Genomic DNA, 16245 nt, shown 5'->3' on the forward strand with positions numbered 1-16245 from the left:
ATGACCAGAACCTTCCGCATCGGGCAGATCGTGCCCAGTTCCAACACGACGATGGAGACCGAGGTGCCCGCGATGTTCCGCGCCCGCGAGGCGATCCGGCCCGAACGTTTCACCTTCCATTCGAGCCGCATGCGCATGCACAAGGTGACGAAGGAGGAGCTCGAAGCCATGAACAAGGAGAGCCTGCGCTGCGCCGCGGAGCTGGCCGATGCCCGCGTGGACGTGATGAGCACGGCCTGCCTGGTCGCGATCATGGCGATGGGCGTGGGCTACCACCGCGAGACCGAGCGCGAGCTGACCGCCGTCGCGCGTGCCAACCAGTCGCTTGCGCCGGTCATGACCTCGGCCGGCGCGCTGGTCGACGGGCTCAAGACGCTCGGCGCGAAGCGCATCTCGCTGATGGCGCCGTACATGCGGCCGCTGACCGACCTGGTCGTCAAATACATCGAGCACGAGGGCATCGAGGTCATCGACTCGATCTGCTTCGAGATCCCCGACAACCTCGAGGTCGGCCGGCGGGACCCGATGCAGCTGCTCCATGACGTCAAGCGGCTCGACACCGCGGGCGCCGACGTCGTGGTCGCCTCGGCCTGCGTGCAGATGCCCTCGCTGCCGGCGATCCAGCGCATCGAGGACATGCTCGGCATCCGCACGGTGTCGACCGCGGCCTGCACCGTGCGCCGGATGCTCGACCACCTCGGGCTCGAACCGGTATCGCCCGGCGCCGGCGCGCTGCTGGCCGCCCGATAGCCGGACCGCCCGGCACACCGCTGAATCCCTTCCAACAACACAGGAGACAAGACCCATGAAGGCTGCACTGATGGCCACGGCGCTGCTCGCGCTCGCGAACTCGAATGCACGGGCGCAGAGCGTCTCGATCTACGGCCTGCTCGACACCGGCGTCGAGTACGTCAGCCATGTCGGCGCCGCCGGGGCGGGCCTCAAGCGCATGCCGGGGCAGACCGGCGCCATGCCCTCACGGCTGGGCTTTCGCGGCAGCGAAGACCTTGGCGACGGCCTCAGCGCGGTGTTCGTGCTCGAGCAGGGCCTGCTCGCGGATGGCGGCGTGCTCGGCCAGGGCGGCCGGGCCTTCGGGCGCATGGCCCACGTCGGCCTGAGCAGCAAGCGCTGGGGAACGCTGAGCTTTGGCCGCCAGTACACGATGCTGTTCTGGTCGCTGCTCAACGCCGACATCCTCGGGCCGGGCATCTACAGCTCCTCGTCGCTGGACAGCTACATCCCGAACGCCCGCGCCGACAACTCGATCGCCTACCGCGGCACCTTCAGCGGCCTGACCGTCGGCGCCACGTTCAGCCTGGGCCGGGATGCCGTCAACGCCGGCCCCAGCCCCGCGGGGACGAACTGCGCCGGCGAACGCGCGTCCGATGCGCGCGCCTGCCGCGAATGGTCGGCGCTGCTCAAGTACGACGCGGCGACGTGGGGGCTGGCGATCGCGGTGGACGAGCTGCGCGGCGGCCCCGGCGCCTTCGGCGGGCTCACGGCTTCCGCATTGAGCGACCGGCGCGTCTCGGCCAATGGCTATTACAAGGTCAGCTCGACCACGCTGGCGGGCGGCGTGATCCGCCGCCGCAACGAAGGCAGCGCGGCGACCTCTCGCAGCGACCTCTGGTACCTCGGCGTGACGCAGTCGCTGACCGGCGCCCTGACCCTGGATGCGGAGCTGTTCCGCCTGTCGTTCAAGGGCAGCGGGAACAAGGCCACGCTGGGCGCGCTGCGCCTGTCCTACCTGCTGTCCAAGCGCAGCCAGGTGTATGCGACGGCCGGACACATCGCCAACGACGGCAGCCTCGCGCTGTCCGTCAGCGCGGGAGCGCCGGGCAGCAACCCCGCCGCCGGCGCGGCGCAATCGGGCGTGATGCTGGGCGTCAGGCACAGCTTCTGACGAGAGGGCTTCTTGGGGGGGAGGGACGAACTTCGGTCCCAGGGCCTGGGCTCCCACGAGTTCCTCGTGGGGCAAGGACTTGCGGCCAGCGCCGGTTGGCGCGCCCGGCTGGGATCGAACCAGCAACCCCTGCCTTCGGAGGGCAGTACTCTATCCATTGAGCTACGGGCGCGAAGCCGCAGATTCTAACAGCGGGGTTCCACCTGCCGGGAGGCGGCGGGACGGGTGCCATAATTCAGCGGTTTTTTCGTGGTGTGCGCCAGGGCGCGCATGCCCCAGAGAGCCCGAGAAGACCGACAAGGTTGCCAAGAGGAATCCATGAGCGCCACCAGCCACGAGCATCCCCACGACGACGACGCCCACACCGGCCCGATCAAGACGCCCAAGCAACTGGCCTGGGCGGTGTTCCTGTCGTTCGTGGTGCCGGTGATCGTCATCATCATGCTGGCCAACTACGTGAGCACCGCCGTGAAGCCGGCCGCCGGCACCGGCGCGCTGGAGGGCCTGGCGGTGGCCGAGCGCATCGCGCCGGTGGGCCGCGTGGAGGTGAAGGACGTGAACGACGCCACCGCGCTGAAGACCGGCGAGCAGGTGTTCCAGGCGCAGTGCTCGGCCTGCCATGCCACCGGCGCCGCGGGCGCGCCCAAGCTGGGCGACGCGGCGGCCTGGGGGCCGCGCATCAAGAGCGGCGTCGAGGCGCTGCTGCATTCCGCGCTCGGGGGCAAGGGCAGCATGGGCCCGCAGGGCGGCGGCGATTTCTCGGACTTCGAGATCCAGCGCGCCGTGGTCTACATGGCCAACCAGGGCGGCGCCAAGTTCGACGAGCCCAAGGCGCCGGCCCCGGCCGCGTCGGCCGCGAACTGAGCCCGGCGCCCCGCGCTGTCCGCCAGGCCCGCCGCGTGCGGGCTTTTTTGCGGCCGCCGGGGCCGTCCCGGTCAGGGCTGCGGGCGGCGCTGGAAGCCGTGGCGCGTGGGCAGCTCGGCGGCGAGGCAGTCCTGCGGGGTCCAGCGGCCGGCCTCCACCGCGTCGGCGGCCAGCGCCATGTCCAGCGTGTGCACCAGGCCCGGGCCCAGGTCGGTGAGCAGGTAGAGGCGGCCGGCTTCGTCCAGCCAGGTCGATGCGACCTGGGCTTCGAGGCCGGTGTGGCTCAGCACGCGGCCGTCGGGCTGCAGCCGCCAGATCCACGGCGTGGCCTCCAGCTCGACGTAGACGCGCTGCGGGCCGTTCTGGAAGAACCAGGCGCCGCGCGCGTCCACGTCGTAGTTGCGACCGATGAAGGCCAGCAGCTTGTCGTGCTCGATGCGGCTGCCCTTGACGGCGGGGAAGGGGCCGGCGCGCTGGATGCGCTCGTCGCGCATGTACCAGTCGCCGCGCGCGTCCAGCGCCAGCCAGCCGTAGCAGTGCGGCACGTGGGGCCATTTCTTCAGCGCGGCTTCGACGATCGGGTCCATCGGCCTCCTTCCGGGTCAGCGCCGTTGCCCGAGCCAGTCGCAGACCTGCTCGGGCATGGTCAGCAGGTGGCCGGGCAGGCCGCCGGTGGCGAAGCCGACGTGGCCGCCATGGCCGGGCTGCCACAGCGTCACGTGCGCGCCCACCTCGGCGGCGTGCGGCAGGCTGTGGCCGGGCACGAAGGGGTCGTTGCGCGCGTTCAGCACCAGCGCCGGGATGCGGATGCGGTGCAGGTGGGGCTTGGCGGCGGCGCGGGCCCAGTAGTCGTCGGCGCTCTTGAAGCCGTGCAGCGGCGCGGTGAAGAAGTGGTCGAACTCGTGGATGGTGGACGCGCGCCTCAGGCGCTCGCCGTCGAACAGGCCGGGATGCTGCTGCAGTTTGCGCAGCGCCTTCGGGATCATGGTGCGCAGGAAGCGGCGCGCGTAGACCTGCTTGTTGAAGCCGCGGTCGATGGCGGCGCCGGCGGCGGCGAGGTCGATGGGCGAGCAGATGGCGCACACGGCGCGCGCCACGGGCGCGGCCTGCGCGCCGGCTTCCTCGGCCCAGCGCAGCAGCGCATTGCCGCCCAGCGACACGCCGGCCGCGAGCAGCCGGTCGCCGTGGCGCTCGCGCAGGCGCTGCAGGATCCAGCCGACCTCCTCGAAGTCGCCCGAGTGGTAGGCGCGCGGCGCGCGGTTGAGCTCGCCCGAGCAGCCGCGGAAGTGCGGCAGCGCCATCGCCCAGCCGCGCGCGCGGGCGACGCTGGCGAAGGCGATGCTGGAGTGGCTGTGGCGGTCGCCTTCGAGCCCGTGGAAGAGCACCAGCAGCGGCGCGCCGGCCGGTGCGCCGGCGAGGAAGTCCACGTCGATGAAGTCGCCGTCCGGCGTGTCCCAGCGCTCGCGCGTCCAGGCCGGGGCGGGGCCGTCGTGGCGGCGGCTGAAGAGCGCGGGCCAGATGGTCTGGGCGTGGCCGCCGGGCAGCCAGCGGGGGGCGCGGTACTGCATGCGCCGGGCTCCTAGTGCAGCGTGCCGGCGTCCGCGACGAGCTCCTGCACGTCGCCCGCGCTGCCGGGGCTGGCGTGGTGCAGCACCAGGCGCCAGCCGAGCGCGGTCTTCAGGTAGACGTTGGTGGCGATGACCCAGGAGGTCTTGCCGCCGTCGTGCAGCTGCACCCGCTCCAGCACGTGGTGGATGGCGCAGTCGCCGCTGTGCAGCCGGCGCACGCGCTCCGGGTGGAGGTGGACCGCGCCGTGCTGGAACACGGCCTCGAAGGCGGCGCGGATGGCCGGCAGCCCGACGATGCGCGGGCCGCCGGGGTGGACGCAGGCGACCTCGTCCTCGTCGGCCCACAGCGCCATCAGGCGGTCCAGGTCGGCGTGCTGCAGGGCCTCGTAGAACTGGGCCTCGGTGTCGTCGGGCGAGGCCAGCAGCGCGGCCTGCTGGGCGGGGGAGCGGGGCATGTCGGCCGCGCGGGTCAGTGGTGGCCGCCGACGACCTCGCCGGCCTTGAGCCTGTAGGCCGTGCCGCAGTAGGGGCACCGGCCCTGGCCGTCGTGGCTCAGGTCGATGAAGACCTTGGGGTGGTTGCTCCACAGCGCCATGCGGGGGTTGGGGCAGAAGACGGTGCCGTTGTCGTTGCAGTCCTGGGCGGTGACTTCGACGGTGGCGGGGGCTTGGATGGTGGTGCTCATGGCGTTCTCTCAATGGTCCGTTTCGCGGCGCGAATTTTGCGGGCCGAGCGCCGGGCCGCTCCCAAGCCGGCCCGTGCTGGCGACGTGCGTTCGGCCCAATGCCGAACGCGTCGCCGTCCCCCCGGGGGACCGGCCAGACTCGCGCGCGTGCAGCGACGCGAGACTGGGCGAGGGGTCAAACTGACGTCAGCCACTCGGCGTACTTGGGGTTGCGGCCATTGACGATGTCGAAGAAGGCCGACTGGATTTTTTCCGTGACGGGGCCGCGCGAGCCCGCGCCGATCTCGATGCGGTCCAGCTCGCGGATGGGCGTCACCTCGGCGGCGGTGCCGGTGAAGAAGGCCTCGTCGCAGATGTAGACCTCGTCGCGGGTGATGCGCTTCTCCACCAGCTTCAGGCCCAGGTCCTGGCAGATCGCGAAGATGGTGTTGCGCGTGATGCCGTTGAGCGCGCCGGCCGACAGGTCGGGCGTGTAGACCACGCCGTTCTTGACGACGAACAGGTTCTCGCCCGCGCCCTCGGAGACGAAGCCGGCAGCGTCCAGCAGCAGCGCCTCGTCGTAGCCGTCGTCCGTCGCCTCCATGTTGGCGAGGATGGAGTTGGTGTAGTTGGACACCGTTTTGGCCTGCGTCATCGTGATGTTGACGTGGTGGCGCGTGTACGAGCTGGTCTTGACGCGGATGCCGCGCTTGAGCCCCTCCTCGCCCAGGTAGGCGCCCCAGTGCCAGGCCGCCACCATCAGGTGGACGCGGTTGCCCTTGGGGCTGACGCCCAGCTTCTCGGAGCCCAGCCACGCCAGCGGGCGCAGGTAGGCGCTCTTCAGGCCGTTGGCCCGGAGCACCTCGCGCTGCGCGTCGTTCACCTGCTCCATCGAGAAGGGGATCTTCATGCGCAGGATCTTGGCGCTGTTGAACAGGCGCTGCGTGTGCTCCTGCAGCCGGAAGATGGCGGTGCCGCCGGCCGTGTCGTAGGCGCGCACGCCCTCGAAGGCGCCGCAGCCGTAGTGCAGCGTGTGGGTCAGCACGTGGACCTTGGCGTCGCGCCAGTCGACGAGCTCGCCGTCCATCCAGATCTTGCCGTCGCGGTCGTGCAGGGGGGCGGGAACCATCGGGTACTCCAGGGCTGAAAAGGTGAAGCGGCGATTTTACGGAGCCGGCCCGTCGCCGGCCGCCCGCTGCAGGCGCCATTCGGCGAGCCTGCCTTTGCGTAGCACCACCTCCACCGCGTCGCCGCCGGGGTCGCGCCACAGGTAGGTGTCCTCGGCCTGCTTGTGGCCGAGGCTGCCGGTCAGCGTGATCAGCTCCACCAGCTTCATGCCCGCGTGCAGCCGGCTGTTCAGCATGGCGGCGCTTTGCACCGAGCCCATGGGCGCCGCGCCGGCCTTCTGCATCAGCCGCAGCAGCCGGCTCATCTGCAGCAGCAGCCAGAAGACGATGCCGGTCGTCGCGAACACCACCCCCTTCCAGCCGAAGAAGGCGCCGCCGGCCACCAGCGCCGCCGCGGCCAGCAGCGCGCCCAGCCAGGCGTTCATGCGGCCTCCCCGGGGCGCCGGGACGGCGTGCGCCGGCTGGTGACGGTGACGGCGTCGTACGGAGGTTCGGGCAGGGCGCTCATGGGCGCGCATCCTGCCATGGCCGGCTCAGTCCGGCGCCTGCAGCAGCACGCAGCGCACCCAGTGGCCGGCCTCCAGCGCGGCCCGGTGGCCGGCCAGGAACTGCTCGGCCGTGGAGTTGCGCGCGGTGAAGCACAGGCCGTGCAGGATGCCCATGCGCGGCACCGGGCGCGACCACTTGCGCTCGACCAGGCCGTTGAACCACGACACCTGCTCGTCGTCCGCCTGCGCGTCCGAGTGGCCCAGCAGCAGCACGACCTCGTACTTGCCGTCCGCCAGCGGCTCGGCGGCGCTGGTCAGCACCTGCAGGCCGCCGTCGCTCATGTTCAGCACCAGGCCGGCCGGGCCGCGGCTGAAGCGCACCGGCTTGAACACCCAGCCGGGCAGGGAGTCGGCATCGTGCTGGGCGGCGAGGAAGTCGGTGCGGGCGTGCTGCCTGAGGTCGGCGGGATCGGACATGGCGGGGCTCCTCCAATGCGAGGCGCCATCGTAAGCAGAGTTGGCGCGGCGCGTCAGGCCAGCCCGCGCAGCACCTCGATGGCCTGCTCCACGCGCTCGATCGCGTGGATGGTCAGCCCCTCGATCGGTTTCTTCGGCGCATTCGCCTTGGGCACGACGGCGACGCTGAAGCCCAGCTTGGCCGCCTCCTTCAGCCGCTCCTGGCCGCGCGGCGCGGGGCGCACCTCGCCGGCCAGGCCGATCTCGCCGAAGGCGATGAAGCCGCGGGGCAAGGCCCGGCCGCGCAGCGAGCTCTGGATCGCCAGCAGCACCGCCAAATCGGCCGCCGGCTCGCTGATGCGCACGCCGCCCACCGCGTTGACGAACACGTCCTGGTCGCCCGTCGCCACGCCCGCATGCCGGTGCAGCACGGCCAGCAGCATGGCCAGCCGGTCGCGGTCCAGGCCGACGGAAAGCCGCCGCGGGCTCACGCCGCCGCTGTCCACCAGCGCCTGCAGCTCCACCAGCAGCGGCCGCGTGCCCTCCAGCGTGACGAGCACGCACGAGCCCGGCACCGGCTCGGCGTGCGTGGACAGGAAGATCGCGCTCGGGTTGGCCACGCCCTTCAGGCCCTTCTCCGTCATCGCGAACACGCCGATCTCGTTGACCGCGCCGAAGCGGTTCTTGATCGCGCGCACCAGGCGGAAGCTGCTGTGCGTGTCGCCCTCGAAATACAGCACCGTGTCGACGATGTGCTCCAGCACGCGCGGGCCGGCCAGCGCGCCTTCCTTGGTGACGTGGCCGACCAGCACCATCGCACAGCCGCGCGCCTTGGCCGTGCGCGTGAGCTGCGCGGCGCATTCGCGCACCTGGGCCACCGAGCCGGGCGCCGACGACAGCTGCTCGGAGTACAGCGTCTGGATGGAGTCGATGACGCAGAAGCCGGGCTGCTCCGCGTCGAGGGTGGCGAGGATTTTTTCGAGGTTGATCTCGGCCAGCACGCGCACCTTGTCGCCGGCCAGGCCGAGGCGCCGCGAGCGCATCGCCACCTGCGCGCCGCTTTCCTCGCCGGTCACGTAGAGCACTTTCACGGTCTGCGACAGCGACTCCACCGCCTGCAGCAGCAGCGTCGATTTGCCGATGCCCGGGTCGCCGCCGATCAGCACCACGCCGCCGGCGACGATGCCGCCGCCGAGCACCCGGTCCAGCTCCTCCTGGCCGGTGGGCGTGCGCTCGAAGTCGCTGGCCTCGATCTCGGAGAGCGTCGCCACCGGTTGGCTCTTGGCCAGCGCCTGGTAGCGGTTCCTGCCGCCGCCCGCGGGCTCGGCGGCGGTCTCGGTCAGCGTGTTCCAGGCGCCGCAGTGCGGGCACTTGCCCAGCCACCTGGGGCTGGTGCCGCCGCATTCGGCGCAGGTGTAGATGCTTTTGCTGGTGGCCATGCGGCCATTGTCGGACCGCATGGGACACTCCCCGCCCAGCGTGTTCTCGACGGAGCCAGTGATGGAGTTCTCGGTGTGGTTGGCCTATTTCGCGGCCTCCTGGGCCATCAGCCTGTCGCCCGGCGCGGGCGCCGTGGCGGCGATGGGCGCGGGGCTGTCGCACGGCTTCCGGCGCGGCTACTGCATGACCTTCGGCCTCGTGCTGGGCATCGTCACGCAGGTGGCGCTGGTCGGCGCCGGCCTGGGCGCGCTGATCGCCACCTCGTCGCTGGGCTTCGCCATCGTCAAGTGGGTGGGCGTGGCCTACCTGGTCTACCTGGGCGTGCAGCAGTGGCGCGCGCCGGCCCGGCCGCTGGCAGCGGCGGACGGCGGCGGCGCCGCGCAGGTCACGCGCCGGCAACTGGTGCTGCGCGGCTGGGGCATCAACGCGGTGAACCCCAAGGGCACGGTCTTCCTGCTGGCCGTGGTGCCGCAGTTCCTGGACCTGCGCGCGCCGCTGGCGCCGCAGTACCTCGCCATCGGCGGCACGCTGGCGTTCACGGACCTGGTGGTCATGGCCGGCTACACGGCGCTGGCCGCGCGCGTGCTGGCGGCGCTGAAGCACGAGCGCCACATCAGGGCGCTGAACCGCGCGTTCGGCACGCTGTTCGTCGCGGCCGGCGCGCTGCTGGCCACGTTCAAGCGCGCCGCCTGATGGCGGGCGGCGAGCGCCCGTCCCGGGGGCTGCCCACCTGGGTCCTGTTCCTGGCCCCGGTGCTGATCTGGGCCAGCACCTGGCACGTCATCCTGTACCAGCTCGCGTCCCCGGTGCCGGTGCTGGCGTCGGTGGGCTGGCGCTTCCTGATCGCGGCGCTGCTGCTGGCCGGCCTGGCGCGCTGGCAGGGCCTGCCGCTGAGGCTGCCGCGCTATGCGCACGCCTATGCGCTGGCCACCGGCGTGATCCAGTACGCCGGCAACTACTGGGCGGTGTACGAGGCCGAGCGCCACGTGCCCAGCGGCCTGGTGGCGGTGCTGTTCTGCCTGCTGGTGTTCATGAACGCCCTGGCCGCCTGGGTGCTGTGGCGGCTGCCAGTCAGCCGGCGCTTCCTGGCGGCGTCCAGCGGCGCGGTGCTGGGCGTGGCGCTGATCTTCTGGCCCGAGATCGCCGCCAGCGGCGCGCGGCCGGGGGCGCTGCTGGGGCTGGGCCTGAGCCTGGCCGCCGTGGTGGCGGCGTGCGTGGGCGGCTTCTTCACGCTGGCGCTGCAGCGCCGCGGCCTGCCGCTGCTGCCGGTGCTGGCGTGGGGCATGGGCTATGGCGCGGTGTTCCTGCTGGGCCTGTCGCTGGCGAGCGGCCGCGGCCTGGCGTTCGACGGGTCGCCCCGCTACCTGGCCAGCCTGCTGTACCTGGCGGTGTTCGGCTCCGTCGTCGCGTTCACGCTGTACTACCGGCTGGCGGAGCGCCGGGGGCCGGCGCAGGCGGCGCTGGTAGGGGTGATGGTGCCGGTCATCGCGCTGATGGTGTCGGCCGCGCTGGAGGGCTGGCGGGCGACGCCGCTGGCGCTGGCGGGCATGGGGCTGTGCCTGGTCAGCCTGCTGGCCGCGACGCGCGCGCGGCATTGAGTTGCGCCTCGGCGCCGTCCAGCAGCTGCCGCAGCGCGCGCTCGAACACCGCGTCGGCATCGCCGCCCACCGTGGCCGCCCAGCCGGCGGCCAGCAGCGGGTGGTGGGCGGCGTCCGGCCCGGCGAGGGTGGCGGAGGGCGGCGCGCCGGGCTGCCGGGAGGCCTGCTCCTCCAGCACCCAGCCGACGACGAAGCGGCCCACCGACATCAGCAGCAGCGTGGCCGGCCCGGGCGCGAAGCCGGCGGCGCACAGCCGCCCCAGCCGGGCTTCGATGGACGCGCGTTGCGCCTCGCCCGGCCGGGTGCCGGCGTGCAGCCGGGCGCCGTCGCGGCAGGCCAGCAGCGCGCTGCGGAAGCTCAGGCCGTCGGCCAGCAGCCAATCCTGCCAGCGCTCGCCCGGTGCGGGCGTGTCCCGCGCGCGGCTTTCCAGCATCACGGCGGCCGACATCGCGTCCAGCAGCGCCGCCTTGTTCTTGAAGTGCCAGTACAGCGTGGGCGACTGCACGCCCAGCCGCTCGGCCAGCTTGCGCGTGCTGAGCGCGTCGATGCCGACCTCGTTCAGCAGCGCCAGCGCGGCGCGCAGCACGTCGTCGCGGTTGAGCCGGGGGGCGCGGTCGGATGAAGCCATGACTTGATCGGTGATAGGGAGTGTCGGGCACAATCTCTAGCAATGATAGAGAACAAGCCGAACCGGGCGCTGACCGTCATCCTGATGACGCTGCTGCTGGACGCCGTGGGCATGAGCCTGGTGCTGCCCATCCTGCCGGGCCTGCTGCGCGAGCTGGCCGGTGCCGACGCCACCAGCCGGCACTACGGTGCGCTGCTGGCCGTCTATGCGGCGATGCAGTTCCTGTTCGCGCCGGTGCTGGGGGCACTCAGCGACCGCTTCGGCCGCCGGCCGGTGCTGCTGGCGTCGCTGGCCGGCGCGGCGGCGGACTATGTGCTGATGGCGCTCGCGCCCAGCCTGGCCTGGCTCTACGTCGGCCGCGTGCTGTCGGGCATCACCGGCGCGAGCATGGCCGTCGGCACGGCCTACATCACCGACGTGACGCCCGAGCCCGAGCGCGCCAAGCGCTACGGCCAGATGGGCGCGGCGCTGGGCCTGGGCTTCGTCGCCGGGCCGCTGATCGGCGGCGTGCTGGGCGAATGGTCGCTGCGCGCGCCCTTCGTCGCGGCGGCCGTCATGAATGCGCTGAACCTGGCGCTGGCCTGGGTGGCGCTGCCCGAGTCCAACCGGCACCGCACGGCGCGGCTGGCCTGGGCCAAGCTGAACGCCTTCTCGGCGCTGCACCGCCTGAGCGGCCGGCCGCCGCTGCTGCCGCTGGTGGGCGTGTTCGCGGTCGTCGCCTTGGTGTCGCAGGTGCCGGGCTCGCTGTGGGTCCTCTACGGCCAGGAGCGCTTCGGCTGGAGCGCCTGGGTGGCCGGCCTGTCGCTGGCCTGCTATGGCGCGCTGCACGCGGCCTCGCAGGCCTTCGTCACCGGGCCGATGGTGGCGCGCCTGGGCGAGCGTCGCGCGCTGCTGGCGGGCATGGCGGCGGACGGCCTGGGCTTCGCCGGCATGGGCGTGGCCGTGGCGGGCTGGATGCCGTTCGCGCTGCTGCCGCTGTTCGCGGCCGGCGGGTTGGCGCTGCCGGCCCTGCAGGCGCTGCTGGCGCGGCAGGTGGACGAGCGGCACCAGGGCGAGCTGCAGGGCACGTTGGCGAGCCTGAACAGCCTGATCGGCATCGCCGGGCCGCTGGCCGCCACGGCGGGCTTCGCGGCGACGCAGCACGCCTGGCCGGGTGCGGTGTGGGGGGTGGCGGCCGTGGTCTATCTGCTGGCGTTGCCGCTGCTGTTCAGTCGCAGGGCGCGCGCCGCGCCGCCTTGATGCCGCTGCGTTTGGCCTTGCCTTCCAGCCGGCGCTGCTGCGAGCCGTAGGTCGGCTTCGTCGCGCGCCGCGCCTTGGGCACGTGGGCAGCGGCCTGCACGAGTTCGAGGAGCCGGGCCACCGCGTCCGCGCGGTTGCGGTCCAGGCTCCGCGAGTCCTGCGCCTTGATGACGACGACGCCGTCGGCGCTGATGCGCTGGTCGGGCCAGGCCAGCAGCCGCGCCTTCACGGCCTCGGGCAGGCTGGAGGCGCGGATGTCGAAGCGCAGGTGGGCCGCGCTGCTGACCTTGTTGACGTTCTGGCCGCCGGGGCCGCTGGCGCGGATGGCGCTGAAGTCCAGCTCCGCCGCCGGCGGCTGCCAGCGCAGCGCCATGCTCAGCTGGAGCTGCCGCCGATGCCGCGCAGCTTGCCGACGATGAACAGCAGCACCACGGCGCCCAGCACCGAGGCGATCCAGCCGGCGCCTTCGCCGACGTGGTACCAGCCGAACTGCTGGCCCACGAAGCCGGCGACGAAGCTGCCGGCGATGCCCAGCAGGCTGGTCAGGATCCAGCCCATCTTCTGTTCGCCGGGCATCACGAAGCGGGCGAGCGCGCCGACGATCAGGCCGACGATGAGGGTACCGAGCAGTTGCATCATGGTGGTTTCTCCTGGGAGGAAAGGTGTGGAAAGGGCTCAAGTATGGGTGACGGGCACCCGCGGCGCCACGGCGCACATCAGCTCGTAGCCGATGGTGCCGGCGGCGCAGGCCACCGCGTCGATGGGGAGGCGGGTGGCCTGGCCGCCCACGGCGGGGCCTTCGCCCCACAGCGTCACCTCGCTGCCAAAGCCGCTGCCGGGCAGGGCGCTCAGGTCCACGGCCAGCATGTCCATGCTGACCCGGCCCAGCGTGCGCGTCCGGGCGCCGTCCACCAGCACCGGCGTGCCGGTGGGCGCGTGGCGCGGGTAGCCGTCGGCGTAGCCGCAGGCGACGATGCCCACCCGCGTGGCGCGCTCGGCGGTGTAGGCGCTGCCGTAGCCCACCGTGTCGCCGGGCTGCAGTTGCTGCACGCCGATGATCTTGGAGCGCAGCGTCATCGCCGGGCGCAGGCCCCAGTGGGCGGCGTCGTGCTCGGGGAAATCCGGCACGCCGCCGTAGCACAGGATGCCGGCGCGCACCCAGTCCAGCGCGGTGCGGCCGGCATGGCGCAGCGTCGCGGCGCTGTTGGCGATGGAGCGCTCGCCGGCCAGGCCGTCGGTCGCGGCCCCGAAGGCGGCCAGCTGGTGGGCGATGCCGTCGGCGCCCTGGCGCAGCGCGTCGGCGTCGGAGAAATGCGTCATCAGCGCGATCTCGTCCACCTGCGGCAGCGCCTGCAGCCGCGCGTAGGCGGCGCGGAAGGCGGCCGGCGCGAAGCCGAGGCGGTTCATGCCCGAGTTCAGCTTCAGGAACACGCGGTGCGGCTCGTGCGTCTTGTGCATGGCCAGCCAGTCGATCTGCTGCTCGCAGTGCACCGCGTGCCAGAGCTTGAGGCGCGAGCACAGCTCCAGGTCGCGCGGCTCGAACACGCCTTCCAGCAGCAGGACGGGGCCGCGCCAGTCCAGCGCGCGCAGCCGCTCGGCCTCGGCCAGGTCGATGCAGGCGAAGCCGTCGGCCGCGCGCAGGCCCGGGTAGGCGCGCTCGATGCCGTGGCCGTAGGCATTGGCCTTGACGACCGCCCAGACGCGGGCGTTGGGGGCCTGGGCGCGGGCGCGGGCGAGGTTGTGCGCGAGGGCGCCGGTGTGGACGAGGGCTTCGATCGGGCGGGGCATGCGCCGTATTTTGCGGGCAGGACGGCGCCCCGGGGCCGGCCGGGGGCGCGTGCTATAAACCGCCGCCGCCCGCTCGCTCGTCGGCTTTTTTGCTTTTGGCTCCCCTGTCAGGATCGCACTCCGGTCGATGAAACGCGGCTTCTACACCATCATGTCGGCGCAGTTCTTCAGCTCGCTGGCTGATAACGCGCTGTTCGTCGCCGCGGTGGAGCTGCTGCGCACCTCCGGCTCGGCCGACTGGCAGGGCGCGGCCCTGGTGCCGATGTTCGCGCTCTTCTACGTCGTGCTCGCGCCCTTCGTCGGCGCCTTCGCCGACGCGGTGCCCAAGGGCCGGGTGATGTTCTTCTCGAACAGCATCAAGGTCGTGGGCTGCCTGATGATGCTGTTCGGCACCCACCCGCTGGCGGCCTACGCCATCGTCGGCCTGGGGGCGGCGGCCTACTCGCCGGCCAAGTACGGCATCCTGACCGAGCTGCTGCCGCCGTCGCAGCTCGTCAAGGCCAACGGTTGGATCGAGGGCCTGACCATCGCGTCCATCATCCTCGGCGTGCTGCTGGGCGGCCAGCTGATCGGCGACCGCCTCTCCACGCTGCTGCTGGCGGTGGACCTGCCACTGATCGACACCGGCATCGACACCGCGCCCGAGGCGGCCATCGCCAGCCTGGTGGGGCTGTACGTCGTCGCGGCGCTGTTCAACCTGCGCATCCCGCGCACCGAGGCGCCGCTGCAGCCGCTGGCGCACGGCCTGGTCGGCCTGGTGCGCGACTTCTCGACCTGCAACAGCCGGCTGTGGCAGGACAAGCTGGGCCAGATCTCGCTGTCCACCACCACGCTGTTCTGGGGCGTCAGCGGCAACCTGCGCTACATCGTGCTGGCCTGGGCCGCCGCGGCGCTGGGCTACGGCACGCAGCAGGCGTCGTCGCTGGTGGGCGTGGTCGCCATCGGCACGGCGGTGGGGGCGGTGGTGGCGTCGGTGTACTGCCGGCTGGACCGCGCCACCTCGGTCATCCCGCTGGGCATCGCGATGGGCCTGCTGGTGATCGCGATGAACTTCATCCACAACGTCTGGATCGCCGCGCCCTTCCTGGTGCTGCTGGGCGGCATCGGCGGCTACCTGGTGGTGCCGATGAACGCGCTGCTGCAGCACCGCGGCCACAACCTGATGGGCGCCGGCCGCAGCATCGCGGTGCAGAACTTCAACGAGCAGGCCTGCATCCTGGGCCTGGGCGCGTTCTACACGGCGATGACGCGCTTCGGCCTGTCGGCCTTCGGCGCGATCACCATCTTCGGCGTCGTCGTGGCCGGCACGATGTGGTGGATCAAGCGCTGGCACCAGCGCAACCTGCGCGAGCACCGGGAAGAGGTCGAGCACCTGCTGGACGTGGCCCGCTCGGACGACCTGAAGCCCGTCGACAGATAAGAGAAGAGGCCGGGCATCGCCCGTTCCCCAGTGACTCCCACGGATCCGGCTCCGCCGGTCCGCCGGGAGTGCCCCCTTGAGGGGGTGGGCTAGCTCTTCCGGCCCTTGCGGCCGGGCGCCGGCTGGATCAGGTGCCGGCCCTCCAGCACCATCTCGATGGCCTCGCTCCACGCGCGGGCGATCTTGAAGCAGCCGCTGTGGTTCAGGTGGATCTCGTTGTGCCAGTCGCCGCTGATGCCGGTGGAGCCCGGCGCGGCCAGCGCCAGCGGCACGGCGGTGGAGTCGAACACGAACAGGCCGGGGAAGCCCTCCTTGTCCGCCGCCATGTCCTTGAGCAGCTGCGCGAGGTGGAACACCATCAGCCGGCTCACGGCCGCCCAGTCGGCGGCGGGCACGCCGTAGGCCTTCATCGCCGGGTACAGCCAGGGGCCGCTGGCGGCGCCCAGGTCGTCGTTGCTCTCGGCGCCGGCCGGGCGCGGCATGGGCACGGCGTAGCAGTGCATGAACACCGGCTTGCCCGCCGACGGTCCCTGGTCGCGCAGCGACAGCAGGTGCTTGACGTTGGTGCGCAGGTAGCCGGCATACGTGGCCCAGCCGGGCTCGGAGAAATAGCGCGCCACGCCGGCCGACGGCGGCCCCCATTCCGTCTGGCGGCGCAGCAGGCGCAGCTCCAGCGGGATGGGCTGGCCGGCGCCGTCCAGCGCCGGGGTGCGCGCGGCGGCGATCAGGTCGTTGCCGCCCATGGACAGCAGCACGCCGTCCCAGGCCGGGGCGCCGGGGCCGGCGAGCAGCTGCACGAAGTCGGGGCTGGATGCCAGGTCCACCAAGTGCGAGAGCGCATTGCCCGTGCCGGCGCAGTTCACCGCCGCGGCGCGGCCCTTGAAGACCAGCTCCTGCAGCAGGTTCGCGTGGGCGTTGAGCTTGGCGCGCGCGTTCGAGAACCACGAATCGCCCTGGGCCAGCAGCTTCCAGCGGAAGGCGCCGAGCTCGGGCGGGGTTGCGCGGCCCAGGTCGGCCGGGGTGAAGCAAGCCAGATGGTCCATGAACGTGGGTGGGTCAGAG

General features: G+C 72.3%; 20 protein-coding genes and 1 tRNA gene. 7 read left to right on the forward strand and 14 right to left on the reverse strand.

Translation table 11 applies throughout. From position 1 onward, the window contains the following. Together QM788_RS07780 and QM788_RS07785 are read left to right on the forward strand one after the other, a co-directional pair. A complete protein-coding gene (locus tag QM788_RS07780; protein ID WP_415660916.1) occupies positions 1-750 on the forward strand; it encodes an Asp/Glu racemase in 750 nt (249 codons plus the stop codon). Positions 751-805: 55 nt separating this feature from the next. Then, a complete protein-coding gene (locus QM788_RS07785) occupies positions 806-1903 on the forward strand; it encodes a porin (RefSeq protein WP_415660917.1) in 1098 nt (365 codons plus the stop codon). A gap of 96 nt (positions 1904-1999) precedes the next feature. Here the strand turns inward: QM788_RS07785 and QM788_RS07790 are convergent. Further along, positions 2000-2075: transfer RNA gene (locus QM788_RS07790), tRNA-Arg, on the reverse strand. A gap of 146 nt (positions 2076-2221) precedes the next feature. Here QM788_RS07790 and QM788_RS07795 point away from each other — a divergent pair. Continuing rightward, the gene (locus tag QM788_RS07795; protein ID WP_415660918.1) at positions 2222-2767 is read left to right on the forward strand and encodes a c-type cytochrome; all 546 of its coding nucleotides are present in this window, start codon (positions 2222-2224) and stop codon (positions 2765-2767) included. Positions 2768-2838: 71 nt separating this feature from the next. On the opposite strand, the gene QM788_RS07800 is transcribed toward QM788_RS07795, so the two are convergent. The 8 genes from QM788_RS07800 to radA form a co-directional block, all read right to left on the reverse strand. Then, positions 2839-3354, reverse strand: a complete 516-nt coding sequence (locus tag QM788_RS07800) for a DUF2946 family protein (protein WP_415660919.1) — start codon at positions 3352-3354, stop codon at positions 2839-2841. Between the two features lie 15 nt (positions 3355-3369). Continuing rightward, on the reverse strand, positions 3370-4335 hold the full coding sequence (locus QM788_RS07805) for a YheT family hydrolase (RefSeq protein ID WP_415660920.1): 966 nt from the start codon (positions 4333-4335) through the stop codon (positions 3370-3372). An 11-nt stretch (positions 4336-4346) separates the two neighbouring features. Beyond that, positions 4347-4790 (reverse strand): YybH family protein, encoded by a 444-nt coding sequence (locus tag QM788_RS07810; protein WP_415660921.1) that lies wholly within the window; start codon positions 4788-4790, stop codon positions 4347-4349. Positions 4791-4804: 14 nt separating this feature from the next. Beyond that, positions 4805-5020, reverse strand: a complete 216-nt coding sequence (locus QM788_RS07815) for a zinc-finger domain-containing protein (protein WP_415660922.1) — start codon at positions 5018-5020, stop codon at positions 4805-4807. Positions 5021-5195: 175 nt separating this feature from the next. Then, entirely contained in the window at positions 5196-6128 is a 933-nt protein-coding gene (locus tag QM788_RS07820; RefSeq protein ID WP_415660923.1) for a branched-chain amino acid transaminase, read from the reverse strand. Positions 6129-6164: 36 nt separating this feature from the next. After that, a complete protein-coding gene (locus QM788_RS07825; protein WP_415660924.1) occupies positions 6165-6551 on the reverse strand; it encodes a hypothetical protein in 387 nt (128 codons plus the stop codon). Positions 6552-6659: 108 nt separating this feature from the next. Further along, a complete protein-coding gene (locus QM788_RS07830) occupies positions 6660-7091 on the reverse strand; it encodes a hypothetical protein (protein WP_415660925.1) in 432 nt (143 codons plus the stop codon). 53 nt (positions 7092-7144) lie between these two features. Next, a complete protein-coding gene (radA, locus tag QM788_RS07835; protein WP_415660926.1) occupies positions 7145-8509 on the reverse strand; it encodes a DNA repair protein RadA in 1365 nt (454 codons plus the stop codon). 61 nt (positions 8510-8570) lie between these two features. Here radA and QM788_RS07840 point away from each other — a divergent pair, with 61 nt between their 5' ends. Then, the gene (locus tag QM788_RS07840) at positions 8571-9203 is read left to right on the forward strand and encodes a LysE family transporter (RefSeq protein ID WP_415661170.1); all 633 of its coding nucleotides are present in this window, start codon (positions 8571-8573) and stop codon (positions 9201-9203) included. Then, positions 9203-10108 carry a DMT family transporter gene (locus QM788_RS07845; protein ID WP_415660927.1) on the forward strand — a complete coding sequence of 302 codons (906 nt, stop codon included), beginning with the start codon at positions 9203-9205 and terminating at the stop codon, positions 10106-10108. The genes QM788_RS07840 and QM788_RS07845 overlap by 1 nt, the downstream gene beginning before the upstream one ends. Here QM788_RS07845 and QM788_RS07850 read toward each other — a convergent pair. Next, a complete protein-coding gene (locus QM788_RS07850) occupies positions 10074-10736 on the reverse strand; it encodes a TetR/AcrR family transcriptional regulator C-terminal domain-containing protein (RefSeq protein ID WP_415660928.1) in 663 nt (220 codons plus the stop codon). The genes QM788_RS07845 and QM788_RS07850 overlap by 35 nt on opposite strands. A 42-nt stretch (positions 10737-10778) precedes the next feature. Here QM788_RS07850 and tet point away from each other — a divergent pair, with 42 nt between their 5' ends. Then, on the forward strand, positions 10779-11975 hold the full coding sequence (tet, locus tag QM788_RS07855) for a Tet(A)/Tet(B)/Tet(C) family tetracycline efflux MFS transporter (protein ID WP_415660929.1): 1197 nt from the start codon (positions 10779-10781) through the stop codon (positions 11973-11975). Here the strand turns inward: tet and arfB are convergent. From arfB to alr, 3 genes are read right to left on the reverse strand one after another with little or no spacing between them, the layout of a single operon-like run. Next, complete coding sequence (gene arfB, locus QM788_RS07860; RefSeq protein ID WP_415660930.1) at positions 11944-12348, reverse strand: alternative ribosome rescue aminoacyl-tRNA hydrolase ArfB; 405 nt, start codon at positions 12346-12348, stop codon at positions 11944-11946. The two genes, tet and arfB, sit on opposite strands and share 32 nt — an antisense overlap. A gap of 2 nt (positions 12349-12350) precedes the next feature. Further along, positions 12351-12614 carry a GlsB/YeaQ/YmgE family stress response membrane protein gene (locus QM788_RS07865; RefSeq protein WP_415660931.1) on the reverse strand — a complete coding sequence of 88 codons (264 nt, stop codon included), beginning with the start codon at positions 12612-12614 and terminating at the stop codon, positions 12351-12353. Positions 12615-12650: 36 nt separating this feature from the next. Then, a complete protein-coding gene (alr, locus tag QM788_RS07870; RefSeq protein ID WP_415660932.1) occupies positions 12651-13763 on the reverse strand; it encodes an alanine racemase in 1113 nt (370 codons plus the stop codon). Positions 13764-13890: 127 nt separating this feature from the next. Between alr and lplT the strand changes: the two genes are divergently transcribed. After that, a complete protein-coding gene (lplT, locus tag QM788_RS07875; RefSeq protein WP_415660933.1) occupies positions 13891-15183 on the forward strand; it encodes a lysophospholipid transporter LplT in 1293 nt (430 codons plus the stop codon). Between the two features lie 89 nt (positions 15184-15272). On the opposite strand, the gene QM788_RS07880 is transcribed toward lplT, so the two are convergent. Beyond that, a complete protein-coding gene (locus tag QM788_RS07880) occupies positions 15273-16226 on the reverse strand; it encodes a hypothetical protein (RefSeq protein ID WP_415660934.1) in 954 nt (317 codons plus the stop codon). Positions 16227-16245: the final 19 nt, after the last annotated feature.

Source organism: Roseateles sp., assembly GCF_047654785.1.
In the GTDB taxonomy this organism is placed as follows: Bacteria; Pseudomonadota; Gammaproteobacteria; order Burkholderiales; family Burkholderiaceae_C; genus Pelomonas.